Source organism: Agrobacterium sp. 22-223-1, from assembly GCF_053522385.1.
The window spans coordinates 617,709-642,521 of sequence record NZ_JBNWCN010000002.1; the positions used below are offsets into that span (position 1 = coordinate 617,709).

A 24,813-nucleotide genomic window follows, 5' to 3' on the forward strand; every position below is an offset into this window, starting at 1 on the left:
ACTGATGTTGAGATATACGATTTCGCGTCTTCTCCAGGCAGTTCTCGTCACTCTCGTGATGTCGCTACTGTTGTTCATGCTGATCGGCCTGATGCCGGGCGATCCAGTCGAGAACATGCTGGAAGGAAACCCGGCGCTGACCCCGGAGACGATGGCGCAGATGCGGGCGCTTTATGGAATGGACCAGCCTCTCTATACCCGCTACGGCCATTGGCTCTATTCCGCGTTCCAGGGTGACCTCGGCTACTCAAGTGTCTATTTCAGGCCAGTTCTGGACGTTCTATGGCCGGCGGTGATCCAGACCGCAAAGCTGCTTGTCGCGACGGAACTGATCAGCATTCCGCTCGCGATGCTGCTCGGAGCGCTTGCCGCTCGCAAGCCCGGCGGCTGGACGGACAGCATTATTAGCCTGCTTGCTTTCGCCAGTATCTCGCTTCCGGGCTTCTGGACATCGCTCATCCTGATTATCGTGTTTTCGGTAAAGCTGGGCTGGCTTCCGGCGAGCGGCACGCCTCTGATGAGCGACGCGGCGATCGGCGAGCAATTCGTCCATCTGATACTGCCGGTGACAGTCCTGACCTTTTTCCATGTCGGGCCTCTGGTGCGGTACGTCCGCGCCTCGATGATCGAGACCCTGAACTCGGACTTCGTCCGCACCGCGCGGGCCAAGGGTCTTTCGGAAATCACCGTCGTGATGCGTCATGCGCTGCGCAATGCCCTCATTCCGATGGTGACCGTGCTGGCACTGGGCTTCGGCTCGCTGTTTTCCGGCGCGCTGGTCGTCGAGACGATCTTCGGCATGCTCGGCATGGGTAAGGTCATCTATGACGCGATCAGCAATATCGACTTTAATCTGGCTCTCGTTGGCCTGCTGCTGGCGACTATCGTCACACTGTTCTCGAGCCTTCTCGCTGACCTCGCCTATGCATGGCTTGACCCGAGGATTACCCTGAAATGAGCACCGTCACCGCCGACAAAGCACCGGCAGACGCCGGATCGAATTCCGTCTGGAGTAAGCGCTGGGAGCGTTTCCGCCACAACAAGCTTGCGATGATATCGCTAGTGTTCGTCGTCATTCTGGCGCTGGCCTGCGCCATGGCCGGTTCGATCGAGTATCTGACGGGTATCGACGCCAATGCGACAAACCTCTTGCGGCGGTTCCGACCACCGTCGGCGCAGCATTGGCTCGGCACCGACGAACTCGGACGCGATGTGTTGCTGCGTTTGCTTTACGGTGGACAGGTATCCATCGCTGTCGGGCTGCTCGCCACGTTCATCACCGCGATTATCGGTATCGCGATCGGTGTCACAGCCGGCTATATTGGCGGTCAGTTCGACAATATTCTCATGCGAATGACGGACTGTATCATTGCCCTGCCGCTCATCCCGGTGCTGATCGTTCTGGGGGCAGTGGACCTGACGAAACTCGGGCTGAGCCAGACCGCGGCAACGTCGCCCACGGCAGTCTTTCTCCGGATTGTCATCATCATCGCGCTGGTGGACTGGACGACGATCGCCCGAATTGCGCGCGCTGGCACGATCAGCCTTCGGGATGTCGACTATGTCCGTGCGGCGACCGTCAGTGGTGCCAGCGGCCGCTACAATGTCTTCATCCATGTGTTGCCGAACATCGCCACACCGCTCATCGTCGCCATGACGCTATCGGTCGGGCGCATCATCCTGTTCGAGTCGACGCTCAGCTTCCTCGGCTTCGGCATCGTTCCGCCGACACCTACCTGGGGCAACATGCTGACCAACGCGCAGCAACTGATTATCTCGGCGCCCATGCTCGCCGTTTATCCGGGTCTTCTGATCTTCGCCACGGTGATGGCCGTGAACTTCGTCGGCGACGGCGTTCGATCGGCGTTCGACCCTCGTTCGGAAACACGTTCCGGATCGCATTGAACCAACTCAAACAGAAGTCTGATGGAGGAGAAAATGACGTCTGTAAGATCGAAATTGAGGAGATTCGCCAAAACCGCGCTGGCCACAGTGGCCCTCACCTCGTTGACCGTCGTCAGCGCGATGGCTCAGTCGAAAGACCAGCTCGTCGTCGGCCAATTGCAGTTTCTGACCAATTTCCACCCGTTGGTACAGGTCAACAATACGAAGCGACTGGTCGTGAACTATTCCCTTCGCCCTATCACCGCCTTCGACGAAAATGTCGTCAACCAGTGCGTTCTCTGCGAAAGGCTGCCGACCGTCGAAAACGGTCTCGCAAAGATCGTGGACCTGCCTGGTGGCAAAAGAGGAATGAAGGTAACGCTGAAGCTGAAGGAGGGTCTTGCTTGGGGGGACGGCAAGCCGGTGACTTCGAAGGACATCGAATTTACCTGGAAGATGGCCCGCGATCCGAAGATCGGCTTTTCCAACTATAATTCCTGGACGCGTGCATCCGAACTCGAAATATTGGATCCGCAGACCGTCATTCTGACGATCCCGCAAATCTTGTCCAGCTACAACTCTTGGGATCAGGTAATTCCGGAGCATCTGGAAGGGCCAGTCTACGCCGCCAATCCAACGCTGGACACCTATGTCAAGCAATCGCTCTACAATACCCAGCCTACAAATCCTGGCCTGTGGAACGGCTCGTATTTGCTCAGCGACTACCAGATCGGTACCCGCATTGTCTTCACTCCCAATCCGAATTGGCCGGGAACCAAACCACACCTGAAGAGGATCGTCCTGAGCTATCGCGATAATTCATCCTCATTGCTGCAAAATCTGCTCGCCGGTTCGGTTGAAGCTGTGCCGGTCAGCCCGGGTGGAATCAGCTTCTCGCAGATGCTGGACTTGAAGAACCAGCAGCCGGAAAAGTTTACGTATCACCTCGATTACGGCACCAACGTCGAGCGCATCGCGGTGAACTTCGACAACCCGATCCTGAAGGACAAATCGGTGCGTCAGGCGATCCTCTACGCGATCGACCGGCAGGCGATCAGCGACGAGCTTTTTGGCGGTCTCCAGCCGGTTGCCAACGGCATTCTCAGCAACGAGAACGCTTATTACAACAAGGATATGACCCTCTACGCCTATGACGCAGACGAGGCGAAGAAACTCTTGGAAAGCGCAGGATGGAAGCCGGGGAGGGACGGGGTCTGCGTGAACGACAAGGGGGATCGTCTTTCTCTCGAACTCGTTTCCACGGCCGGCAACCAAACGCGCGAGCAGATTGCCCAAGTGATCCAGAGCCAGCTCAAGGAGGTGTGCGTCGAGATTACCAACCACTTCGTGCCGCTGCAGGAATTCAACGGCGAAATGGCCCGCAAGCGTAAGTTCAAGGCGCTGATGATGTCGTCGATAGACTTTTCTCCCTCGGTTTCTCCACGCATTGCGCTGGGTTCGGACGCCATTCCGAAACCTGAGAACAACGGCGTTGGCAACAATTTTTCCGGTTATGCCAGCCCGGCGATGGACAAGGCCATTTCCGAACTCGAAACGGCCCTCGATCCCCAGATGGCGAAGGAAAAATGGGCAGAGGTCCAGAGGATTTTTGCCGAAGACCTGCCGATGCTGCCGCTCTATTTTTATCCGCGGGCCTACGTGACAGTGACCGACCTCACCAACTTCCGGCAAGGAACGCTGGACCCGCTGCAGATCTGGTCGGAGGAATGGCAGCGCAAATAGGCCGGAAACTCGGTCAAGCCTTTAGAACAGCATCGCGCGGGGATTTATGAACATGAACATCGCCATTCTCGACGACTATCTGGGAATTTCTCAAGTGGTCGCTGACTGGAGAGACTTGAAGTCCCGCGCCAATGTCGTCGTCTTTGACAAACCGTTGCCCTTGATGGACGAAGCGGCAAGAGAACTTGCCGACTTCGACATCATCTGCACGCTACGGGAGCGGATGCCGATCCCGGAAGAGCTGATTGCCCGTTTGCCGCGGCTTAAATACGTCGTCGTAACCGGCAAACGTTATGATACTGTGGATGTCGCAGCGGCGGCCCGTCGCGGCATTCTGGTCTCCAATACGCCGGTAAGCGGCGGCGGTGCCGGCGGGGTCGCCGAACTCGTCTGGGGCCTCATCCTCGCTTCAACCCGGCATATTGCTTCCGAAGATCGTATGATGCGCAGCGGCGGCTGGCAGCATCAGGCCGGCACCACCATCGGCGGCAAGACGCTGGGCATTCTGGGGCTCGGTGGACTCGGTAGGCGGGTGGCTGAAATCGGCCGTGTCTTCAACATGGAGATTCAGGCGTGGAGCCAAAATATGACCGCCGAACAGGCGGAAGCCGCCCATGCTCGCCTTGTGTCGAAAGAAGAGCTGTTCGCCAGCAGCGATATCATCACCGTCCATCTGGCGCTCAGCGACCGGACGCGCGGCATCGTCGGCGCTCCCGAACTGCGAGCGATGAAGAAGACCGCCTACCTTATCAACACCGCCCGCGGGGCGATCGTCGACGAGACCGCGCTGATCGACGCCCTGCGCTCAGGTTCGATCGCCGGCGCCGGTCTCGATGTCTACGAGAAGGAGCCGCTTCCGGTCGACCATCCCTTCCGCAGTCTGCCGAACGTGGTAATCACGCCGCATCTTGGCTATTTCACGCAGGAGATGCTTGGGACCTACTACGGCGATGCGATCCGTCTGATCGGCGCCTTCCTGGATGGGCGCCCGCGGCGCGTGGTCAACTCAAGGCCGGATACCGGTCCTTGAGGGTGTCGTCGCTTCTTCCGAAGATAGCACGTTCGCGGCTGGTACGATTGCTGACCAAGGGGCAGTTCGCGGCTTATACCGCGGGTAACTGCCTCTCACTGCTCGGTACGTGGATGCAACGGATAGCCTGCAGTCTCGTCGTCTGGGATATGACGCATTCGCCGTTCTGGCTGGGGGTTCTGGCGGCTGCCGACCTGTTGCCGACCGTGTTCGTCGGACCGATCGGTGGCGCTGTGGCCGACCGATGGGATGTACTGAAGCTGAATAAACTGTCGCAGCTTGCGATTGCCCTTATCGCGGTGCTGCTGACAGCATTCATGTATTTGGATCTCCTTACTCTAGGTGCATTGATTTCGATCATTGCATTGCAGGGTTGTGTTATCGCGCTTGGTCAGTCGGCGCGTATGACGATCGTTCAGGAGCTCGTGCACCGGGACGATATCTCGACCGCAGTCGCCATCAATTCCATGAACGTCAATCTCGCCCGATTGGTTGGGCCGGCTCTCGCCGGGCTGCTGATCGTCCAGTTCGACGTGATCTGGGTATTCCTGCTGAACACGCTCGTCACCATCGTCTTCGTCGCCGTGCTTCATCACCTTGCTCCGGCCGTCAAGATATCGAAGACGAGGCCGAGCCGAAACGTGCTCGCTGAGATCCTGGACGGATTTCGTTACGTGGGGTCGAACCACAGCATTCGGGCAATGCTGCTTTTGCTTCTGGCCGGCGGTGTGTTCGTCCGCGCGATTGCAGAAATGCTTCCGGCCTTTGCCGCCCAGTTTTCTGCGGTGCCGACAACCGGCCTCGCGGTGCTGACATCGTCTATGGCATTTGGATCGATAATGGCCGGACTCACCATGAACACCTATCTCTCCACCTCAAGGCTTCCCCATCAGGTCACGCTGGGGTGGTTTCTCTCGGGCTGCGCGGCCATGGCGTTTGCTCTCGGAAGCTCGATCTGCATTCTGGCCGTTTTCGCTATGTTGATGGGCTATCTGTCCTCTGTAAGTCTCATCGCCACTCAGACATTTATCCAGTTGGCTATTCCGGCAGCGCTGAGGGGGCGTGCGCTCAGCGTGCATGGCCTTATATTCCGCGCCAGCCCCTCGCTCGGAGCACTGGGACTCGGCATGGCTTCGGACATCTTTGGCCTCGCTGCGGCGGCCTTCGCGAGCGCCGCCGTCGTGATCGTAATCACAGGCATTTTCCTGCCATCCGCATCCCGAATGAGCTTTCGGCCGGACGACGATTAAGCCGGCTGCGGACGAAGAAGCTTCAGACTCAGATCTCGCATAATGCGGAACGCTGCTTCGTGCAGTCTGTTTGAAAGTCTCCGAGCCGGTCGAACAAGCTGGACGGCAAGGATGAGTTCCGGCCCGACGATCTTGCGCAGCTCCAATCCTTGCTCAGCCTTCGGCCCTTTCGACGCTAGAGTGCGTATAGATGCGACAGTGAATCCATAACCATCCCTGACAAGGTCGAACATGGTGTCGAGAGGGTCCAACTCAAAGACGATATTGAGCTTCTGTCCGAGCCGTGCCAGTTCCGAATCGAGCACGACCCGTGTGCTGTTTGGACGACATGCGATCACCATCGGTACCGCCGCAAGGGATTCCAGAAGCACCGGTTTGTCGTCCTCGAAAGCGCCTTCGCGGCCGATAAGATGAAGATTCTCGTCCACAAGCTTGTGGATCTCTAACATAGGCGAGGAGGGGGCATCATACATGATCGCCATATCCAGTCGCCCGGATAGGATCCATTCCTGCAATTGATTGGACCGACCGTGGACCAGCATGACCTGCGCGTCGGAAAGCTCTTCTCTCAGTTTGCGGATCAGCGCTGTTGCGATGCCGGTGGAGATAGTAGCGGGCAAACCGATCGCTACCTTGCCGGACTTCCCGGTGCGGGAATTTTCGATGTCCTCGTAGGTGCGCTCAATTTGTCTGAGAATTCCACGAGCATTGTCGAGCAGCCGCTCACCTGCTTCCGTCAACTCAACGCCTCGTCCGTTCCGGATGAGCAAACGTTCCTTAAGCTCCGTTTCAAGGTTTTGAACCTGTCGGCTGAGTGCGGGTTGGGCCACGTGTAAAAATGCCGAGGCCCGACTAAAACTGCCCAGTTCCGCCACACGGACGAAATATCCCAGTTGCCGAATGTCCATATTTTCTCCTCGATCATCTGATATGCCAAATCGGCATGTCTGTTAGTATGGCAGATCATCTAGTGATAACCAAGATGACATTGTAGATTTGCCGAGATGCATTTTTTCTTGGAGGAGAAAACCTTGCTCTCTGCAGAAGCCACTGAGCGGCCCGATTTTAAAGTATGGCAATGCGTGCTTTGCGCCTATGTCTACGACGAGTCGGTTGGTGATCCCGATGGGGGCGTGCCGGCAGGCACCCGCTGGGAAGACGTGCCCGATGACTGGGTCTGTCCTGAATGCGGTGCCCGCAAGAGCGAATTCGATATGGTTGTCGTCGGATGAGCGCGATTAACTCGTTGAGCCTGTCATGTCCGGTGTTCTGATCCTCGGTGCTTCCCATTCGGGTGTCGCGACGGCGGCAGCCCTGCGTAGCGCAGGTTACGACAATCCGGTCGCGCTGGTAACTCAGGAAACCATACTGCCGTACCACCGTCCTCCTCTTTCAAAGGAGGCGCTCTCCAAAGAGGACTACTCTCCGACCCTGCTGAGGCCGGAGAGTTTCTATAAGTCGAACCGTATCGACCTTATACAAGGTGTGCGTATTGTCAGCCTCGATCTGGACCAGCGTTACGCGCTGTGCGAGGACGGTGCGCGCTATCCGTACGAGCGACTGATCCTCGCCTGCGGGGCGGAACCGCGCCGCCTCTCTGCCGCGATCGATCCTGAGGGGGTTGCTCGCTATCTGCGGACATACGAGGATTTCAGCGAACTGAAAAGCCGTCTTGCACATGCCACGTCGGTCGCCATCATCGGCGGCGGACTGATCGGCGTGGAGATCGCTGCCATGGCGGTGCAGAAGGGGCTGCGTACCACGGTCATCGAGGCGGGCGCGCGGCTGATGGAGCGCACCGTCAGCAAGTCGATCGCGAACTATGTGCTCGACCGCCATCAGGCCAAAGGGCTAAATGTGAGGTTCGGGGCCGTTGTGACGGCGATCAACCGAAACGAAGCCCGGAATGTGGACATCGTCACCCTGAATGACGGTGAGGCAATCGAGGCGGACCTTGTCGTCGTAGCAATCGGCGCGGCGCCGAATGACGCACTGGCACGCGCGGCAGGGCTGAAGGTCCGTAACGGCATTCTCGTTTCCGAAGAAGGTCAGACCTCGCGCCCCGGCGTCTACGCGGTCGGCGACTGCGCCGCATGGTACGATCCGGCGCATGGTTGCCATGTCCGAAACGAAGCCGTCAACCCCGGACAGGATCAGGCCAAAGCCGCCGCTGCGGCGATCGCCGGGACGGCGCCCCCGCCGAAGCGCCTGCCGCGCTACTGGTCGCATCAGGCCTCCATCCAGATCCAGATGTCCGGCGATGTGCACGGTGCCGATATGGAAGCGGTACTGAACGCACCAGCCAGTGGTGCATTTTCGCTGCTGGGTTTCAAGGCGAACCGTCTTGCCGCGGTCCAGACAATCAACGCGGCGCAGCAGTTCGGGAGGTTGCAGGAGATGATTGGAATGGATCGCGATGCGCTGGCGGCAGCGCTCGATGTTGAGTTCCCGCCGCCGCATCGCCACTGAATTACGCCGGTATCAGTTTAAGGAGGATCACTTAATGCAGGCCGCTTCCTATACGGAAAAGGAACCGACGCGCTTTCGCCGCGGGCAGTCCTGGAAAATAAACATGTTTGGCCAGAACTCGGATATTGCCGCGCCCGATCCACAAGCCTTTCGGCTTGACCTGAACGCCCACCAGAAGCTCGACTCTCACTTCCACATTGTCGACCAGTTCCAGGTGTTCATCGCCGGCAGTGGCACGATCGGCCGTGATGAGGTGCGGCTCGTCACCGTGCATTATGCGGACCATCATACCGGTTACGGTCCGCTGATTGCCGGTGCGCAGGGGCTTTCCTATCTGACGCTGCGCAGCAAGACCGATGCGGGGCTCGTCTATCTGACCACGCCGAACGTCCGCGAAAAGCTGCGGCCGACCAAACGCCGCCATCGCACGTCGGATGCCGTGGCGCTATCGATTGAACCCGTCCTTCGCAATCGCACCGACCTAACCGTCGACACCGTAATCGAGGAACAGCCCGGCGATGACGGCATGAATTGCAAGGTTCTCCGGCTCGGTCCGAACATGACCGCGCAGACTCCCGATCCGGCCCGGAGCGGTGGCCAGTACCTGATCGTGCTCAACGGCAGCCTGGTCTATCAAGGCGAGACCTACAAACCGTTCTCCCTGCTCTTCGTCCGGTTCGACGATCCGGCACCAATCATTTCCGCTGGCGATGGCGGTCTTGAGCTGATGGTGACGCAGTTTCCCACCGAGGACGACTGGATGAAGTCCATCTAGTCTCAAGAGGCCGATGAAGGCTAGGTCGGCAGGGAGGAGGAAAACCGTGACCGAGTTCGATATCGAGACGATCCGCAACGAGATCGCGCCATCTGGCATACTGGTATGCGCCCTCAACCACGGCAATGTCGTGCTTGTCAGTCGCGGACAAACTGACGACACGCCAACCGGAGTTTCGGTGGACCTTGCGAGGGCTCTGGCTGAAAGACTCTCGCTGCCGATCCGCTTCCGGCACTACGAAAAGGCCGGGGCGGTGTCCGGCAGCGCCGACACTGGGGAGTGGGATATCTGTTTCCTGGCTATCGATCCCGAGCGTGCTGAGCGGATTGCCTATAGCGAGCCCTATGTCCTGATCGAAGGTGCTTTCCTGGTGCGCTGCGTGCTCGACGTATCAAGTTTGCCCGACATCGTACGGCTTCGATTGAAGATCGGCGCAGTCAAGGGCAGTGCCTACGAACTCTTTCTGTCTCGAAACGGTGGTGCCGGCGAGCTGATTCGGTTCGACAGCTTTCCGGAAGCGCGCGATGCGCTGGAGGCGGGCGAACTCGACGGTCTAGCCGGAGTCAGGCAGGCCATGCAGAAAGTTGCCGGCGATCAGCCCGGATACGAAGTGACGGCAGAACCGTTCATGGCGATTCCCCAAGCAGTGGGCGTCAGCGTAAGCAGACCTCTGGCAGCGGCGTTCGTAAAAGCGTTTGTTGATGAAAAGAAGGTGGCTGGCTTCGTGCGCACCGCGCTCGACAGGTCAGGCCACCCAGACGTTGTTGTTCCTTAAATGCAACAGTTTCGTACACTCTCGTCTGTGAAAGGCTTCCACTGAAATTTTGTGCGGAAGCGGGTCAGTAAATAGGAGAAAGAAGTTGTTAGTTCGAAAAGCTGCTCTCGTCATCAGCGCCCATGCTGCAGACTTCGTCTGGCGTTGCGGCGGCGCGATCGCCGTGCATGCTCAGAAGGGCTACGAGGTCACGGTTGTCTGCCTTTCCTTCGGTGAACGGGGCGAGTCCGCCAAGCTCTGGAAGGAACCCGGCATGACGCTCGAAAAGGTCAAGGCGGCTCGCCGCGTGGAGTCGGAAAAGGCGGCGAAGGCGCTCGGCGTGCACAACCTGATCTCCTTCGATCTCGGTGACTACCCGCTGCGCCTGACGGACGAGGACAAATACAAGCTGGTCGATGTCATCCGCGACGTGCAGCCGGCATTCATGCTCAGCCACTCGCATTACGACCCCTATAATACCGATCACATGTATGCGACGCAGGTGGCGCTGGAAGCGCGCATGATCGCCCAGGCCTGGGGCCACAACCCCGGACAGAAGGTGCTGGGCGCGCCGCAGCTTTATCTGTTCGAGCCACACCAGACCGAGCAGATGGGCTGGAAGCCGGACGTCTTCCTCGACATCACCGAAGTCTGGGACAAGAAGCGCGCCGCCATCGAGTGCATGGAAGGCCAGGAGCACCTTTGGGAGTTCTACACTCGCGTTGCCCAGAACCGCGCCAACCACTTCCAGCGCAATTCCGGCGGTCAATCCGGCGGCCGCGCTGCCAAGTATGCAGAGGGTTTCCAGTCCGTGTTCCCGCGGACGGTCGACGAGCTCTAGCGCTTGTCGGGAGGTGGTGGAAATGGAGCGCTCGTTCGATATTGCCCATCTGGCGCATGTGGAAATGTATACCGACAGGTTCGAAGAAAGCTTGGATTTCTTCGTGCGGGTCTACGGCCTGACCATTTCCGGCCAGGACGAAAACTCGGCCTATCTGCGCGCCTGGGATGACTATGAGTTCCACACGCTGAAACTCACTCGCCATCACTCGACAGGCGTCGGGCACATCGCCTATCGCGCGGCTTCGCAAGAGGCACTGACGCGGCGGGTGAAGGCGATCGAGGAAAGCAAGTACAAGGTGATCGGTTGGGTGACGGGCGACCTCGGCCATGGCAAGGCGTTCCGTTTCGAAGACCCCTTCGGGCATCTCTTCGAGATCTACTGGGACACGGTGCGCTACGAGGCGCCGGCGGAGGAAAGGCCGAAGCTCAAGAACCTCGCGCAGCGGTTCCATGGGCGCGGCGCTCATCCCCGCAGGCTCGACCACCTCAATCTTCTGGCCGGGGACGTCACGGAGTTCCGTGCCTTCATGGACACCTGCCTTGGCTCGCGCGTCACCGAGATGATCCGGCTCGACAACGGGCGTCTTGGGGGCTGCTGGTTCACGAACAACAATAAGACTTACGATCTTGCCTGCACGGAAGAGCATGGTGGGGGTGAGGGGCGGCTCCACCATGTTACCTACGCCACCGATACGCGAGAGGACATTCTGCGCGCGGCCGATATCTTCCTCGAAAACGGCGTGCACATTGAGACCGGCCCACACAAGCACGCCATCCAGGGCACCTTCTTCCTCTATGTCTGGGAGCCGGCCGGCAATCGCGTGGAGCTCGCTAATTCGGGAGCGCGCCTTATCCTGGCGCCGGACTGGGAGACCGTCGTCTGGACCGAGAGCGAACGGAAAAAGGGACAGGCCTGGGGGCTGAAGACAATCGAGACGTTCCACACGCATGGTACTCCGCCGGTTAAGAGAAAAGGACACTGACATGGGAATTGTTGTGCAGACGGTTGCGCGGACCGAACAGTCCGTCATCGACAGGCTGAGGGAGGCCGGTGTTGCCACGGTCCACGAGGCGCAGGGCCGCAAGGGGATGCTGGCGAGCTACATGCGCCCGATATATGCCGGCGCGCAGATTGCCGGCTCGGCGGTAACGATTTCCGCGCCTCCCGGCGACAACTGGATGTTACATGTCGCCATCGAGCAATTGAAGCAGGGCGATACGCCTCTTGAAGCTTGTTGCGGACCCGCAGTTTTATCTGAATTGCTTGCGTAAACCTTACAGAGGGCAGCCTCAATCTATCAAATGTCACTAGGCCCACCGGTTTCTGGGTCGTCTCTTTACGGAAAATCTTTCCGCTAGGATTCAGAATGCCGATCGGCCGCGTGATCTAATCTGGGAGGAAAGTACCATGACGACGAATTCCAAGCGCAGATGGCGTGTAAGCGGCGCGATCGGCATTCTGGCCGCTGCTTTCGTTTGGGCGCAGGGTTTTACCGAATTTGCGCAGGCGATACCTCTGACGGAAGCCGTGATTACGGGTGGCAAGGTGCAAGGTGTTCCAAGCGACACGTCAGGTGTGATGCAGTTTCTGGGCATTCCTTTCGCCGGTGATGTCGGCGGGGAAAATCGCTGGAAACCTGCACCACCTGTGAAAGGCTGGGAGGGAACCCTGTTGGCAGACAAGTGGGGCAATCAGATGCTTCAGGACCCCAACGTGCTTAGTGACGCGCCCGTCAGCGACAATGGATTGAACCTTGCCATATGGACACCGGCCGAAAGTACTGAGGAAAGGCTGCCGGTCTACATGCTGATCCATGGCGGTGCGAACCGGCTGGGCTCGAGTGCAATGAAGGATATTTATGCCGCGGAGTTGGCCGCGAAAGGTGTCGTTGTCGTTTCAGTTCAGTATCGCCTCGGAGCGCCGGCCTGGCTGGCGCTGCCGGAAATGGCAACAGAAAATCCGGATGGGCCAAAGGGCAACTTCGGCGTTCTCGACCTTGTCGATGCACTCCATTGGATCCGGAACAATATCAAGGCCTTTGGTGGCGATCCGGCCACGGTTACGATCGGCGGACAATCGGCTGGTGGCGAAAATACTGTTGCGCTGCTTCGGACGCCGTTGGCGAAAGGGCTCTTCAAACGAGCGTTCATCCAGTCCAGCTTCACCGGCTTCCTGCCAGGAAAGGTGGTGGATTTCGCCAAGAAATCCAAGCAGAACCAAGAGGCGATCAATAAGCTGTTCGATAAGGAGATGACGCTTGCGAATCTGCGCGCTATCGATACGAAGACCTGGCTCGAAAAATGGCAGGGAGGAAAGGAAACACTCTACGGCGCCATGGCCGGCGCCGTCGCAACGAATCAGTTCTATACGATCGATGACTACGTCTTCACCAAAGATTCGGTGAACTTGCTGCAGCCGGGTGATTTCGACGAGCTCGACATCATGATCGGGCAGACGGCCGACGAATACACCAGCCTGCGGCCGAACGACTTGAAGATGACCGCGGAGGAACAGCACCATGCGATGCTTACGGCGATCCGTCCGCATCAGGCTGGGAACGTGGATGAAGATGTCTTCCCGCTCTATGCCACGGACGATCCGGTGGAAGCCTATCGTCTGTCGCTACGCATGCTCAACGATTTTATGTTCGAGTATGTTCGGGTGGGAGCCGAGTTTGCCAAGACGCATAGCAAAGCCAATGTCTACCTCTATTATTGGGATCATTGGCCGCCGGGCAAGGATCAGGGTTTTCGCCGTGCCTGGCACGCTGGTGACAACTGGTACTTCAATGGTTCCCTCCGTCCGGACAACCACAATCAGCTACCCTGGACCGATCCTGACCTCTCAATGCGCGATATCGCGGTGACTTATCTTGCGAATTTTATCAAGACAGGGGATCCGAACGGCCATGATGTTCCACATTGGGGACAGGTGGCCTCTCAATCCGGCGGCCAGTTCATGCGCTTCCACGAGGGGCAGGCGGAAATGCGGACTTCGACGGTCTACCCCACGCGGGATGCCTACCTTCGCAGCAAGATTCTTCAGGGCATCGGCATCACGGAAGCCGATCTTCGAGGTGCCAGCAAATAATACCGAGGCGACCCATGTCATGATCCGCAGCAACGTCTTGGAACGGGCCAGGCAATTCTACGACGCGAGTTCGTTGCATCGGGACGCAAGCGCGGGCCATCTTCTTGTGTGGTACAAGACCGGCATCGCGCACGGTGCACGCCGATCGAGAGCCTTCCCGCGGAACGTCCGAACGGGTCGTTCGTAGACTGTCTTCGATCCGGAGGCAAATTAGCTCACCGCACGATCTCAGTCGACGAAGTGAGATCGGTTTCAGCGACACCTGCGATTGTTGTCCGCTCGTACGGATCCGCTAGCAAGCGGACCGTCCGCAGCTGAACCCCTGCCAATTCTTAAGCGCGCAGTGCAGGAAGATTCATCAGCTTATCGTGCGATAAACATCGAGCGAGCTCACCAGACCGATATCAGGATCATGACGTGGCAGGGTATCGCCCGCCACTTCGTGATCGGACTGTCTCCATCCCTGCTTCAATCTCACCGCCGTTCCAATTTTTGAGCGGCCGGCTTGGGAATCTCCAGCATCACTGCCAGCCCGCCACCGGCCGCTGTCGATGCCGAAACGCGGCCGCCATGCTGTTCGACCGCGTGCTTTGTGATGGCGAGGCCCAAGCCAAAGCCGTTTGGCGCAGCCGTGTCGCTTCCGCGCGCAAACGGCTGGAATATCCAGTCGACTTGAGGCGCAGGCACACCTGGCCCTTCATCCGTGACCGTCACGCGAAGGGCTCCATGAATAATCTCCGAGCGAATGGAAACGCGAGAGTTGTCGGGGGAATATTTCAGGGCGTTGCGGATGACATTCTCGAAGGCGCGATAGATCAGCTCCCCGTTGACCTCGGCGATGAAGGTGGCGGAGCCGTCATGGGACACAGTAATCCCACGCGCCTGTCCCTCAAAAGCCGCGTCTTCGATGATTCCGTTCAGCAGATCCATCAGATCGAGAGTTTGAACGACGTTGCTACCGGAGCCGGCGGTCAATCGCGCGAGGGTAAGTATCTCGCCAACCAGCCCGTCGATGCGCTCGATCTCACGGTCCATGCGCTCCATCATTATCTCAAGCTTCGAAGGATTCTGCCGCAGCACCCCAATCGCCGCCTGAAGGCGGGACAGCGGCGAGCGCAGTTCATGGGACACGTCGTGAAAAAGGCGCTGTTGGACCTCCTGAAGTTCCTGCAGGCGCGCGGCGCTGGCATCGAAGTCATGAGCCAGAGCCGTTACCTCGTCCTTCCGACCGTCCATTTTGTCACCGATGCGGACGTCGAATCGGCCATGAGCGAGAGCGCTCAGGCCGTGACGGAGATGGGCGACAGGACGAATGAGATAGCGAGCGAGCCAGAAGGCGGAGATCGCGCTTGCGATCAGGGCCGATGCCCAGGGCACCAGCTTCGGCCAGGTCTCCGCGATAACCCCCGGTTCCTGCGCGATGATCGTCGCGCGGTAGCAAGCGTCACCCACAACGACGTTGCGCATGTTCGTTGTAGCGACATCCGGGCAAGCACTCGCCGGACCGATGTCGGATATGGAAAGGTCGACCGGCTGAGGCACTGCCCTTGCGGCTCGCGCGAACGATTTGGCAGCTTCCTCCTCTTCTAGCGCCAGCAACTGTTGCGCTACGTCAAGCGCGAAAACCCGCTGCTGGCGGGCGATGTCCTGAGAGAGCGGGCCGACATCGAGCATAGCGCTGATTGCAAACAAACCTGCGATTGATGCAGCCATCATCAACCATGTGATGGTGAAGAACTTCCAGAACAGGCCACGCATCATCGGTCTTGCAGGAGTTGATAGCCCTGTCCCCGCACCGATTGTATCCAGGATTGGCCGTCATCCCTGCTGCCGAGCTTCTGGCGGACGCTGCTCAGGTGAACGTCGATCCGCCGGTCAAACGGCGTCAGGGGGCGTCCGAAGGCGTGCTTCGATATTTCCTGCTTGGAGACGAGCTGACCGGCATTACGGGCAAGCACCTCGAGCAGGGTAAACTCGGTGCCTGTCAGTTCCAGACGCTTTCCACGCCATTCCGCCGTCCTGTTTCCCGGATGCATGGCCAATTCGCCAGCCCGGAGCACTTCCTGCGAGATGCCGGCGCCAGAGGAGCCGGCCCGGCGCAATATGGCCTTCAGCCTTGCCGCGAGCTCGCCGGGTGAGCACGGCTTTGGTACATAATCATCGGCGCCGAGATTGAGCCCCGCGATCCGGTCGACGTCATCGCCCTTGGCCGTCAGCATCAGGACGGGCACCGGACTCGATCGTCTGATGCGCTGCAGGACATCAATGCCGTTCATATGCGGCATCATGATGTCGAGGACGATGATGTCGACGGTGCCTGATGCAGCCTGAACGATCGCGGCGCGCCCGTCCTGCGCGGTCGCTACGTCGAAGCCCTCCTCGGAGAGATACTCCTTGAGGAGTGTCGTGAGATCGGCGTCGTCGTCGATAAGAAGAACCTTTGCCATTCGGAAGCCTATCATTCGTTCAGAGGGCAGCCATACAGGACAAATCCCTGTCGGACAGTGAATTTTACCTATCTTAACACCGGCTTGACCGCACTTGACGTTAGATCCGCTACGGACAGGCAAATTCTTCGCTAGTCCGGGCAGGTCAATGAAAATTGTATTCAGAAAAAGATCCAATCCGCCTTTGGCGGTCACGCTCTGCCTGCTCCTGTCCGGTTGCGCGACATTCGTGGAGCTTCAACCAGCCGACGTCAAGATCGCAAGTGTCTGGCATGCGACCGTGCCGCATGGCGGCAAGACATCCACCCTCGTGTCGTGGTGGTCAACCTTCAACGATCCTTCGCTGACTTCTCTCATCGGCTACGCCCAGGAGCAGAATCCGAGCCTTGCCTCGGCCGCCGCCGACATCGACAAGGCGCGCGCGACATTGGCTTCCGCACGGTCGAGCCTGTTTCCGAGTATGGACGGCTCGGCCTCCGTCGCGCGTTCCGCCACCGATGGCGACGCCACCAACCGCGTCGCCGCTGCGACGACATCGAGCGGCGGCCTTGATGCCTCCTGGGAGATCGACCTGTTCGGCAAGACGCGGCAAAAGAGCGAAGCGGCTCAACTCCGGGTCCAAGAGCAGATCGCCAACTGGCACGACACCCGGGTATCACTCGCCGCCGAGGTCGCCGACTATTATGTACAGTACCGGGCCTGCCGGCAGCTCGAGAACGCCTACAGCGTCGAACTCGCCTCACAGCGCGAAACGATACGGGCGACGGAGACCGCCGCGACATCGGGCTTCACCTCCGCCGCCGACCTTGCATTAGCACGGGCAAGTGCTGCTTCATCCTCATCGACGCTGACGGCGCAACAGGCCGAATGCGCGGTGCTGGTGAAATCGCTCGCCCAGGTCACCGGCACTGACGAGGCACGGGTCCGGCAACTGCTGGCGAAGGGCAAGACAGACATTCCGACGCCGAAGAACTTCAAGCTCGCGGCTGTGCCGGCAGAAGCGTTGCGGCAGCGTCCGGACATCGGCGCGCTCGAACTGGAGCTTGCCGCTTCCATCGCTGATGTCGGAGCGGCGAAGGCCGATCTTTATCCGAGCCTAAGTCTTGATGGCTCGCTCACGATCAGCAGTTCGACCCTGACGGGCGAATCGCTGCCCTGGTCCTTCGGTCCGGCGCTAACGATTCCGCTTTTCGACGGTGGATCGCGTCACGCCGCCGTCACAAGCGCTATCGCCGATTACGATACGGCGGTCGCCAACTACAAGTCAGGCGTGCTGAGCGCGGTCGCCGAAGTCGAGACTGCGCTTGTTCGGGTGGACAGCACCCGTAGACGGATCGGTGACGCCGGCAGCGCGGCGCGCAACTACAGGACCTATTTCAATTCGGTTGATGCCAACTGGCGGGCGGGTGGTGTCAGCCTGCTCGACCGGGAGGAAGCCCGGCGCTCTGCGCAATCGGCAGAGATTTCGCTCATCGAAATCCGGCGCGACGCGGTGCGCTACTGGATTGCCCTCTACAAGGCGCTCGGTGGAGGCTGGAACGCCGATCCCGTTACCCCGGCACAGCGCCAGACGAAATCACAAGGAAATTCTCTCTGATGCGAACAGCCCCGTTTTTTGTTGCTCTCTTCGCGGGGGCAAGCCTTGCCTTTTCCGGTCAATCTTCGCTCGCGCAGCAAGAAGAAGCTGCGGCCCTCACCGTAGCCGTCGTGAAGCCGTCTGAGCGCCAGTGGGCGGAGACCGTGCCGGCGAGCGGCTGGCTGAAGCCATGGCACGAGGCTATCATCGCATCAGAAATCAGTGGGCTTCGCATCACCGATGTTCTCGTCGATGTCGGCTCGGTGGTCGCGAAGGGTCAGGCGCTTGTTCAACTGGCGGACGAAACCGTACTTGCGGATTTGCGCAAAGAGGAGGCGTCGGTCGAGACCGCCAAGGCAGACCTCGCCAAAGCGAAGGCGAATGCCGACCGCGCGCGGCAGGTTCGTGGCAGCGGCGCGCTTTCGGACGAGAAGGTCACTGAATACCTGATCGCCGAGCAGACCGCCGAGGCGAGCCTCAAGTCCGCCGAAGCCGCGCTGGACAGCCAGAAGATCAAGGTCAGTCAGACCAAGATCGTCGCGATCGATGACGGGCTGATCACCTCCCGCTCCGCGCAGCTTGGCGCAGTGGTCTCCTCAGGAACAGAGCTGTTCCGGCTCGTCCGTCAGCAACGCGTTGAATGGCAAGCCGAGGTCTCAGCCCGATATTACCCTCACATCAAGGAGGGCCTTGCTGCAGCGATTGCCGGCCCTGGCGGCAGGCGCATCGAGGGGAAGGTAAGGCTGGTCGGACCGACGGTCAGCACCGATACGGGCCGCGCGATCATTTATGTCACGCTGCCACCGGAGGATCATCCTCCGGTCGGCATCTATGTCACCGGACAGATCGAGCTGCAGTCGACCAGCGCCCTCACGGTGCCCGAGACCGCGCTCGTGTTCCGCGACGGCATCAACTATGTCTTTACGGTCGATAAGGATCGGCGCGCCTCTCGCGTGCGTGTCGAGACCGGACGCCGCAATGGTGGCGAGGTGGAGGTTCTGTCCGGCATCGATCGATCAACCTCGGTTGTGAAATCCGGTGGCGCCTTCCTCTCGGATAAAGCGCTGGTACGGGTTGAAGGAGAAGCGCAATGAACTTCTCCGCCTGGTCGATCCGCAATCCCGTTCCATCCATTCTGCTTTTTGTTCTGCTGACCGTCGGCGGTCTGCTCGCCTTCGAGCGGCTCGCCGTCCAGAACTTTCCAGACATGGACCTGCCAACGGTGAAGATCACCGCGACGCTCGAGGGCGCGGCTCCGACGCAACTGGAGACCGAGGTCGCCCGCAAGATCGAGGACAATCTCGCCTCGCTTAGCCTGCTCGACCATATCACCACGACAATCACGGACGGGTCCGTGTCGATCAGCGTGTCTTTCGAACTGGAAAAGGACAGCGAGGAGGCTCTCAACGAGGTCCGTAACGCAGTCGACAGCACGACGGATCTGCCGGCCGACATGGAGTCACCGAGCGTCACCAAGGTCACAGTCCAAAGTTCACCGCTGCTCACCTACTCCGTCCGCTCGACCCGGCTCAACGAGACGGAACTTTCTTGGTTTGTCGACAACGACATGACAAAGGCCCTGCTTTCCGTATCCGGTGTAGGCGAGGTAAGCCGAGTTGGGGGGATCGACCGCGAAGTGCATGTCGATTTGAACCCGCAGCTCATGGGATCGCTGGGAATTACGGCCGCGACGGTTTCGTCCCGTCTCAAATCCGTTCAGGCGGACAGTTCGGGCGGACGCGGCGAGATCGGTGGTAGCAGGCAAACGATCAGGACTCTCGGCGCCGTCGCCTCGGTCGAGGAGCTTAAGGCGCTCGCGATCCCGCTGCCGAGCGGCGAATTGGTGCGTCTCGATGAAATTGGCACCGTGACGGACAGCTTCTCCGATCGCTCGTCGCTTGCCTATCTCGATGGGCAGCCGGTGATAGGCGTGCAGGTCAAGCGCTCGAACGGCTTTTCGGACACGGGCGTCGCAGCCGACATCCAGGCCGCGATGAAGACGTTCGCGGCCGCCAATCCCGATGTGGAGATCGTAGAGGCCTACAGTACGGTCGGGCCGATCATCGAGAATTACGACGGCTCCATGCACATGCTCTACGAAGGCGCGATTCTCGCCGTCGTCGTGGTCTGGCTGTTCCTGCGCGACTGGCGAGCAACCTTCTTGTCCGCGGTGGCGCTGCCCCTGTCGGTTATCCCGACTTTTCTGGCGATGTATTTCGCGGATTTCAGCCTGAACACCGTAACGCTTCTCGCCCTTTCCCTGGTGGTCGGCATCCTCGTCGATGACGCCATCGTGGAAGTCGAGAACATCGCGCGCCACCTCAACATGGGAAAATCGCCAATGGAGGCGGCACTTGAGGCCGCCGACGAGATCGGCCTTGCCGTCATCGCCACGACCTTTACGCTCGTCGCCGTGTTCCTGCCGACCGCCTTCATGAGCGGTATTCCCGGCCTCATCTTCCGCCAGTTCGGTGTCACCGCAGCCGTCGCGGTGCTGGCTTCGCTGCTGGTCGCGCGCCTGCTGACACCAATGATGGCCGCCTACATGATGAAGGCGCATCCGACTGAGGAGAAGGACGGACGCATCATGCGCACCTATATGGCCATCATGAAAGCCTGCCTCAGCCACCGGAAGCTCACGGTTCTCGGTGTCTCCGTCTTCCTCGGACTTTCATTATCGGCAATCCCTCTTCTCAAATCGGGATTCCTGCCGGCCTCCGACGACGCACAGACGAAGGTAACGCTCACACTGCAACCGGGGAGCACCATCGAGCAGACAGACGCTGTGACGCGCCAGGCCGCGGACATTATCGCAAAAATGTCGGACGTGACCCACGTGTTCGCAGCCGTCGGCAGCGCCTCCTCGGGGGGCGGCCTGGAGTCCTCAACAACAAATGACGTCACCTCGGCAACCCTTGTCGTTGATTTGACATCGATCGGCGATCGCGACCGCAAGCAGTCCCAGATCGAAAATGACATCCGGCAGGCGCTCGCGGCGTTGCCCGGTGTGAGGGTCGAAGTCGGAACGGGCGGCAATGGAACGACGCTTGAGATCACGCTTGCCAGTGACGACTCCAATGCCCTCGATCAGGCGGGCAACGCGCTTGAGGAGCAGTTGCGCACGCTTAAGGGCATCGGCGCCGTTACCTCCAGTGCCTCACTCCAGGCGCCAGAAATCCAGATCGTTCCTGATTTTACCCGGGCAGCCGCACTTGGTGTCACATCGGAAGCGATCTCCGAAGCGGTCCGCGTCGCGACCAATGGTGACTATTCCTCGTCAATGGCAAAGCTCAATCTGCCACAGCGGCAGGTATCGATCCGCGTGCGGCTCGATCCCGACAACCGAACGACGCTGGACGACATCGCCAATCTCCGCGTCAGCGGCGCGAACGACAGCGTAGATCTCGGTTCCATCGCCGCGATCGGCATCGGCGGCAGCCCGTCGGAGATCAATCGCATCGATCGATCGCGCAACGTCACGCTCTCGGTCGAACTCAACGGCCGGATCCTTGGTGACGTCAACCGTGAAGCCCAAGAACTGCCTGCGCTGAAGAACCTTCCACAGGGCGTCCACCTTGTCGAACAGGGCGAACTGCAGCGCAGTTCTGAATTGTTTGAAAGCTTCGGTATTGCCATGGCTATCGGTGTGTTCTGCATCTATGCCGTGCTGGTGCTTCTCTTCCACGATTTCCTGCAACCCCTCACCATCCTCATGGCATTGCCATTGTCGCTCGGTGGAGCACTTCTGCCGCTCATCGTCACCGGCACGAGTTTCTCCATGCCGGCGGTGATCGGACTGCTCATGCTGATGGGCGTGGTGACGAAGAACTCCATCCTGCTGGTCGAATACGCCATTATGGCACGGCGCGGCGGTATGGAGCGGTTCGATGCTCTGGTGGACGCCTGCCACAAGCGGGCGCGGCCCATCATCATGACCACCATCGCCATGGGATGCGGCATGCTACCCGTTGCACTCAGCCTCACTGGCGGCGATGCGAGCTTCCGCCAACCCATGGCGATCGTCGTGATCGGTGGGCTGCTGACCTCCACATTCCTTAGCCTGCTCGTTATCCCGGTCATCTTCACCTTCGTCGACGACTTCCTTGACCTCCTCAAGCGGCCATTCCGCGGCAAGCAGAAGGAAAAGGCATAGCCTATGCCTGCAGAATCTGGCTAACCGGCTGGGAGATAAGAGCATAAATTGCGTTAGGCCAGGCACGATCATTGCTTCGAACGGCTCAATTGGACCGGATCGCCACCGTCAGAGACCACAATTTTGTCGCCATCAAAGGAGATGGATCGACACTCTGACCGATCTGGCAGCAACGGCGTTCTCTATTCCGAATACATCGGGACGGATCATTGAGTGCTATCGCAGTTTTCAGCAAGGATGCCGAATGGATCCACGTTTCGCCTTCAGATGGTTCGCATTTAAGCGTTTGACGCTGTCAGCTTTGGCCGAGTTGGCACGTGTTGATGGCTCGCTTTCCCGTTCAGTTACGCGAAAAATGAGCAAGCCACGGACCAGCGTGCTTCCCTTTATCCTTGTCATCGCTATCTGCATGCCTGTGTACGGCTGCGTGACGACAACCCGGGCTGTCTATTCCGCCAGCGAAGCGGCGGTTGCCGAAGTCGATGGTTTCGATAACATTCGTGCTTATGCCGATGCTCCCGAGGGCAGCATTGGAGACGAGACACAATGGTTGCCCCGCACGACCGACAAGAACCTCAACGTTCTCTGCGTTTCGGGTGGAGGTTCTGGAGGAGCATTTACGGTTGGCGTTCTGTCCGCCTGGAGCAATCAACATACACGGCCAGTATTCGACGTTGTCACAGGTGTCAGTACAGGTGCGCTGATAGCACCTTATGCATTTCTCGGTCCCGCATACGACAAGGCGCTCGCCGATCTTTACACTGGTGGCCAGGCGAGAGAGCTCGTGGATATGAGGTGGATGGGTACCGGCCTTTTGGGGACGAGCATCCTCAAGGGGGAGCGCTTGCGGCAGATGGTCTCCGACTACATAACGAGCGATATCCTGCAAAAGATTGCAGCCGAGCACCGCCGGGGACGACGGCTGTTCGTTCTTACGACCAATCTCGATTCGCAGCGCGGTGTGGTCTGGAACATGGGCGCTATTGCAAACAGCGGCCGGCCGGATGCGCTCGGGCTTTTTCGGGATGTCCTGATCGCCTCCGCCAGCATACCGGGCGTCTTTCCGGCGGTGACAATCAAGTCCAAATCCGGGTCCCGGCAGATCGAGGAGTTGCATTCCGACGGCGGCTCATCGATGCAGTTCTTTGGCTTGCCCGACGCTGTGCTCGCCTCGCCGGGCAGACAGGCGCCGCTTAACAAGCGCAATCCAGACATCTACGTGATCGTGAACAACGCCCTGATGCCGGAGTTCGCCGAGACGAAGAATTCGACGATCTCGGTGGCCGGACGGTCCTACGCAACGATGGTTAAATCTCAGACCAAACAGGCTTTGCTTGCCCTCTATAACCATAGCCAAAGAACCGGCAGTCGATTGAGGATCGCATGGATCGACAAACAGATCCCCTATTCAATGCTCGATCCCTTCAATACCAACTATATGCGCGCTGTTTACGCGGACGGTTACAATCAGGCGATGGTCGGCACGGTATGGAAGAGCGCGCCGATCTTTTGAGCCGGGCGTCACGACAAAAGGCGGTATCTGGTCAGGAAGGCAGAAGAGAAATCAACTTTGTCAGGGTTGCAACCAGATCGCGCCGTTCTGAGATGTCGAGAACACGAATGCCCTGGAGCAGATGAGATGACCTTGCAACTTCTTCCCTCGTCCTGCTCAAAAGCTCCCGACCTGCCTTCGTGATTTCAACGTATATCGTTCGCTTATCTGAAGGATGCGGTACGCGCTTAAGGTAATTTCGCTGCTCCAGTTTGGTTAACCGCCCCGTGATGGCGCCTGTCGTCACCATGCAGAGTTCAGCAAGATCACTCGGCCGAATCGGGCGACCCTCTGGACGTTGAGCAAGGTGGGTCAGGACATCGATATCACCCACTCCGAGACCAAAAGGCGTGAGAATTGCCTGAAGAGATTCCTGATCCAGCTGATAAAGGTGCCGTATTCTCATTGCGATCGCTATCGGAGAGCTGTCTTCACCGGGAAAATCAATCTCCCACTGTCGAACGAGTTCATCGAACACCTTTTGGGTCTGAGATACAAGGCGATCGCTGCTGTCTAACATGTTGAAATCCAATCCCATGGGCTTAGCCACTACTTACCAAAGCCAGGCATGATGCGCAAAGGGGTCCACGCGTAGCCGCGTCCAACACTAATCATCCAGGACCCTTGACACAAGATAATTTAGATCTAAGATACCTCTAAACGATATGGGAGGTATCGATGAAATTTAATGCTGTTACTGCTGCGCCGCCACTTCCTTGTTCGCCACAGGTACAAGCTTACCCGAGCCGGAACGCGTTGAAGGACGTCTTTGGTCGTCTCCCGTCCGGAGTGGTGATCGTCACAAGTATTGCAGAAGATCAACCCACGGGCGCGACTGTCAGCTCCTTCAGTTCGCTATCGTTTGACCCACCTTTGGTCGTCTTCGGCCTCGCGCAAAAGTCAAAGACGCTACAGGCGATTTTGCACTCGAGGAAATTTGCTGCTCACATCGTTTCCGAGCCCAACCGCGAGCTCGCCCTCCGGTTTGCATCCGACGCGCATGACAAGTTCGAAGGGTTGGCATGCACACTATCTCAGAACGGAGTTCCTTTCCTTCCAGGGTTCGATGCGTCCATCGAATGCTCCTTGGACAGTACACAGACTATCGGAGATCACCAACTCCTGATCGGCAGGGTTCTTGCCACCTCGATCAATGATGAAGTCAGCGCGCCGGTGGCGTGGTTTCGCCGGGACTTTCATTCATGTGTCCCCTTTGCCGCCCCGTGAACACAGGGCACCATCAGCT

Annotated in this window: 21 protein-coding genes and 1 pseudogene; 18 read left to right on the top strand and 4 right to left on the bottom strand. The window is 59.0% G+C overall.

What is annotated here, in order from left to right:
* Positions 1-4 precede the first annotated feature (4 nt).
* The 5 genes from ACQZ60_RS14995 to ACQZ60_RS15015 are packed head-to-tail and all read left to right on the top strand — an operon-like array spanning position 5 to position 5,907.
* A complete protein-coding gene (locus ACQZ60_RS14995) occupies positions 5-958 on the top strand; it encodes an ABC transporter permease (RefSeq protein ID WP_149622397.1) in 954 nt (317 codons plus the stop codon).
* Positions 955-1,905 carry an ABC transporter permease gene (locus tag ACQZ60_RS15000; protein WP_149622398.1) on the top strand — a complete coding sequence of 317 codons (951 nt, stop codon included), beginning with the start codon at positions 955-957 and terminating at the stop codon, positions 1,903-1,905. Before ACQZ60_RS14995 ends, ACQZ60_RS15000 begins: the two co-directional genes overlap by 4 nt.
* Before the next feature lie 21 nt (positions 1,906-1,926).
* A complete protein-coding gene (locus ACQZ60_RS15005) occupies positions 1,927-3,627 on the top strand; it encodes a peptide ABC transporter substrate-binding protein (RefSeq protein ID WP_236775762.1) in 1,701 nt (566 codons plus the stop codon).
* Between the two features lie 52 nt (positions 3,628-3,679).
* Positions 3,680-4,657, top strand: a complete 978-nt coding sequence (locus ACQZ60_RS15010; RefSeq protein ID WP_236760056.1) for a D-2-hydroxyacid dehydrogenase family protein — start codon at positions 3,680-3,682, stop codon at positions 4,655-4,657.
* 47 nt (positions 4,658-4,704) lie between these two features.
* On the top strand, positions 4,705-5,907 hold the full coding sequence (locus ACQZ60_RS15015) for an MFS transporter (protein ID WP_174057914.1): 1,203 nt from the start codon (positions 4,705-4,707) through the stop codon (positions 5,905-5,907).
* Here ACQZ60_RS15015 and ACQZ60_RS15020 read toward each other — a convergent pair.
* The gene (locus ACQZ60_RS15020; RefSeq protein WP_149622401.1) at positions 5,904-6,815 is read right to left on the bottom strand and encodes a LysR family transcriptional regulator; all 912 of its coding nucleotides are present in this window, start codon (positions 6,813-6,815) and stop codon (positions 5,904-5,906) included. The two genes, ACQZ60_RS15015 and ACQZ60_RS15020, sit on opposite strands and share 4 nt — an antisense overlap.
* A gap of 123 nt (positions 6,816-6,938) precedes the next feature.
* Here ACQZ60_RS15020 and ACQZ60_RS15025 point away from each other — a divergent pair, with 123 nt between their 5' ends.
* From ACQZ60_RS15025 to ACQZ60_RS15060, 8 genes and pseudogenes are all read left to right on the top strand, one after another.
* Entirely contained in the window at positions 6,939-7,139 is a 201-nt protein-coding gene (locus ACQZ60_RS15025) for a rubredoxin (RefSeq protein WP_236760055.1), read from the top strand.
* A 25-nt stretch (positions 7,140-7,164) separates the two neighbouring features.
* Positions 7,165-8,376, top strand: a complete 1,212-nt coding sequence (locus tag ACQZ60_RS15030; RefSeq protein ID WP_149622403.1) for an NAD(P)/FAD-dependent oxidoreductase — start codon at positions 7,165-7,167, stop codon at positions 8,374-8,376.
* Positions 8,309-9,151: a hypothetical protein gene (locus ACQZ60_RS15035; RefSeq protein ID WP_236760054.1), complete on the top strand. Its 843-nt coding sequence runs from the start codon at positions 8,309-8,311 to the stop codon at positions 9,149-9,151. The genes ACQZ60_RS15030 and ACQZ60_RS15035 overlap by 68 nt, the downstream gene beginning before the upstream one ends.
* Before the next feature lie 46 nt (positions 9,152-9,197).
* A complete protein-coding gene (locus ACQZ60_RS15040; RefSeq protein WP_174057913.1) occupies positions 9,198-9,926 on the top strand; it encodes a transporter substrate-binding domain-containing protein in 729 nt (242 codons plus the stop codon).
* 85 nt (positions 9,927-10,011) lie between these two features.
* The gene (locus ACQZ60_RS15045) at positions 10,012-10,746 is read left to right on the top strand and encodes a PIG-L deacetylase family protein (RefSeq protein ID WP_149622406.1); all 735 of its coding nucleotides are present in this window, start codon (positions 10,012-10,014) and stop codon (positions 10,744-10,746) included.
* Between the two features lie 22 nt (positions 10,747-10,768).
* On the top strand, positions 10,769-11,731 hold the full coding sequence (locus ACQZ60_RS15050; protein ID WP_149622407.1) for a VOC family protein: 963 nt from the start codon (positions 10,769-10,771) through the stop codon (positions 11,729-11,731).
* 1 nt (position 11,732) lies between these two features.
* Positions 11,733-11,966 (top strand): annotated as a pseudogene (locus ACQZ60_RS15055) (RraA family protein); the annotation flags it as partial.
* A gap of 190 nt (positions 11,967-12,156) precedes the next feature.
* Positions 12,157-13,839 (top strand): carboxylesterase family protein, encoded by a 1,683-nt coding sequence (locus ACQZ60_RS15060; RefSeq protein ID WP_149622408.1) that lies wholly within the window; start codon positions 12,157-12,159, stop codon positions 13,837-13,839.
* Between the two features lie 474 nt (positions 13,840-14,313).
* On the opposite strand, the gene ACQZ60_RS15065 is transcribed toward ACQZ60_RS15060, so the two are convergent.
* Both ACQZ60_RS15065 and ACQZ60_RS15070 read right to left on the bottom strand, forming a co-directional pair.
* The gene (locus ACQZ60_RS15065) at positions 14,314-15,597 is read right to left on the bottom strand and encodes a HAMP domain-containing sensor histidine kinase (protein ID WP_149622556.1); all 1,284 of its coding nucleotides are present in this window, start codon (positions 15,595-15,597) and stop codon (positions 14,314-14,316) included.
* Entirely contained in the window at positions 15,597-16,286 is a 690-nt protein-coding gene (locus ACQZ60_RS15070; RefSeq protein ID WP_149622409.1) for a response regulator transcription factor, read from the bottom strand. The genes ACQZ60_RS15065 and ACQZ60_RS15070 overlap by 1 nt, the downstream gene beginning before the upstream one ends.
* A gap of 148 nt (positions 16,287-16,434) precedes the next feature.
* On the opposite strand from ACQZ60_RS15070, the gene ACQZ60_RS15075 reads away from it, so the two are divergent.
* The 4 genes from ACQZ60_RS15075 to ACQZ60_RS15090 all read left to right on the top strand — a co-directional run bounded on the left by ACQZ60_RS15075 (position 16,435) and on the right by ACQZ60_RS15090 (position 23,528).
* On the top strand, positions 16,435-17,883 hold the full coding sequence (locus tag ACQZ60_RS15075; RefSeq protein ID WP_149622410.1) for an efflux transporter outer membrane subunit: 1,449 nt from the start codon (positions 16,435-16,437) through the stop codon (positions 17,881-17,883).
* A complete protein-coding gene (locus ACQZ60_RS15080; protein ID WP_149622411.1) occupies positions 17,883-18,956 on the top strand; it encodes an efflux RND transporter periplasmic adaptor subunit in 1,074 nt (357 codons plus the stop codon). Before ACQZ60_RS15075 ends, ACQZ60_RS15080 begins: the two co-directional genes overlap by 1 nt.
* Positions 18,953-22,015 (top strand): efflux RND transporter permease subunit, encoded by a 3,063-nt coding sequence (locus tag ACQZ60_RS15085; RefSeq protein ID WP_174067484.1) that lies wholly within the window; start codon positions 18,953-18,955, stop codon positions 22,013-22,015. The genes ACQZ60_RS15080 and ACQZ60_RS15085 overlap by 4 nt, the downstream gene beginning before the upstream one ends.
* Before the next feature lie 244 nt (positions 22,016-22,259).
* Complete coding sequence (locus tag ACQZ60_RS15090; RefSeq protein WP_236760052.1) at positions 22,260-23,528, top strand: patatin-like phospholipase family protein; 1,269 nt, start codon at positions 22,260-22,262, stop codon at positions 23,526-23,528.
* 31 nt (positions 23,529-23,559) lie between these two features.
* Here the strand turns inward: ACQZ60_RS15090 and ACQZ60_RS15095 are convergent, their stop codons facing one another.
* Positions 23,560-24,087: a MarR family winged helix-turn-helix transcriptional regulator gene (locus ACQZ60_RS15095; protein WP_149622412.1), complete on the bottom strand. Its 528-nt coding sequence runs from the start codon at positions 24,085-24,087 to the stop codon at positions 23,560-23,562.
* Positions 24,088-24,245: 158 nt separating this feature from the next.
* On the opposite strand from ACQZ60_RS15095, the gene ACQZ60_RS15100 reads away from it, so the two are divergent.
* Positions 24,246-24,794, top strand: a complete 549-nt coding sequence (locus ACQZ60_RS15100) for a flavin reductase family protein (RefSeq protein ID WP_425624128.1) — start codon at positions 24,246-24,248, stop codon at positions 24,792-24,794.
* The last annotated feature ends 19 nt before the right edge of the window (positions 24,795-24,813 follow it).

Coding starts and splice junctions, on each gene's coding strand:
- ACQZ60_RS14995 (WP_149622397.1), top strand. CDS start 5: ATGTTGAGATATACGATTTCGCGTCTTCTCCAGGCAGTTCTCGTCACT.
- ACQZ60_RS15000 (WP_149622398.1), top strand. CDS start 955: ATGAGCACCGTCACCGCCGACAAAGCACCGGCAGACGCCGGATCGAAT.
- ACQZ60_RS15005 (WP_236775762.1), top strand. CDS start 1,927: ATGGAGGAGAAAATGACGTCTGTAAGATCGAAATTGAGGAGATTCGCC.
- ACQZ60_RS15010 (WP_236760056.1), top strand. CDS start 3,680: ATGAACATCGCCATTCTCGACGACTATCTGGGAATTTCTCAAGTGGTC.
- ACQZ60_RS15020 (WP_149622401.1), bottom strand. CDS start 6,815: ATGGACATTCGGCAACTGGGATATTTCGTCCGTGTGGCGGAACTGGGC.
- ACQZ60_RS15030 (WP_149622403.1), top strand. CDS start 7,165: ATGTCCGGTGTTCTGATCCTCGGTGCTTCCCATTCGGGTGTCGCGACG.
- ACQZ60_RS15050 (WP_149622407.1), top strand. CDS start 10,769: ATGGAGCGCTCGTTCGATATTGCCCATCTGGCGCATGTGGAAATGTAT.
- ACQZ60_RS15060 (WP_149622408.1), top strand. CDS start 12,157: ATGACGACGAATTCCAAGCGCAGATGGCGTGTAAGCGGCGCGATCGGC.
- ACQZ60_RS15065 (WP_149622556.1), bottom strand. CDS start 15,597: ATGCGTGGCCTGTTCTGGAAGTTCTTCACCATCACATGGTTGATGATG.
- ACQZ60_RS15070 (WP_149622409.1), bottom strand. CDS start 16,286: ATGGCAAAGGTTCTTCTTATCGACGACGACGCCGATCTCACGACACTC.
- ACQZ60_RS15075 (WP_149622410.1), top strand. CDS start 16,435: ATGAAAATTGTATTCAGAAAAAGATCCAATCCGCCTTTGGCGGTCACG.
- ACQZ60_RS15080 (WP_149622411.1), top strand. CDS start 17,883: ATGCGAACAGCCCCGTTTTTTGTTGCTCTCTTCGCGGGGGCAAGCCTT.
- ACQZ60_RS15085 (WP_174067484.1), top strand. CDS start 18,953: ATGAACTTCTCCGCCTGGTCGATCCGCAATCCCGTTCCATCCATTCTG.
- ACQZ60_RS15090 (WP_236760052.1), top strand. CDS start 22,260: ATGGATCCACGTTTCGCCTTCAGATGGTTCGCATTTAAGCGTTTGACG.
- ACQZ60_RS15095 (WP_149622412.1), bottom strand. CDS start 24,087: ATGTTAGACAGCAGCGATCGCCTTGTATCTCAGACCCAAAAGGTGTTC.
- ACQZ60_RS15100 (WP_425624128.1), top strand. CDS start 24,246: ATGAAATTTAATGCTGTTACTGCTGCGCCGCCACTTCCTTGTTCGCCA.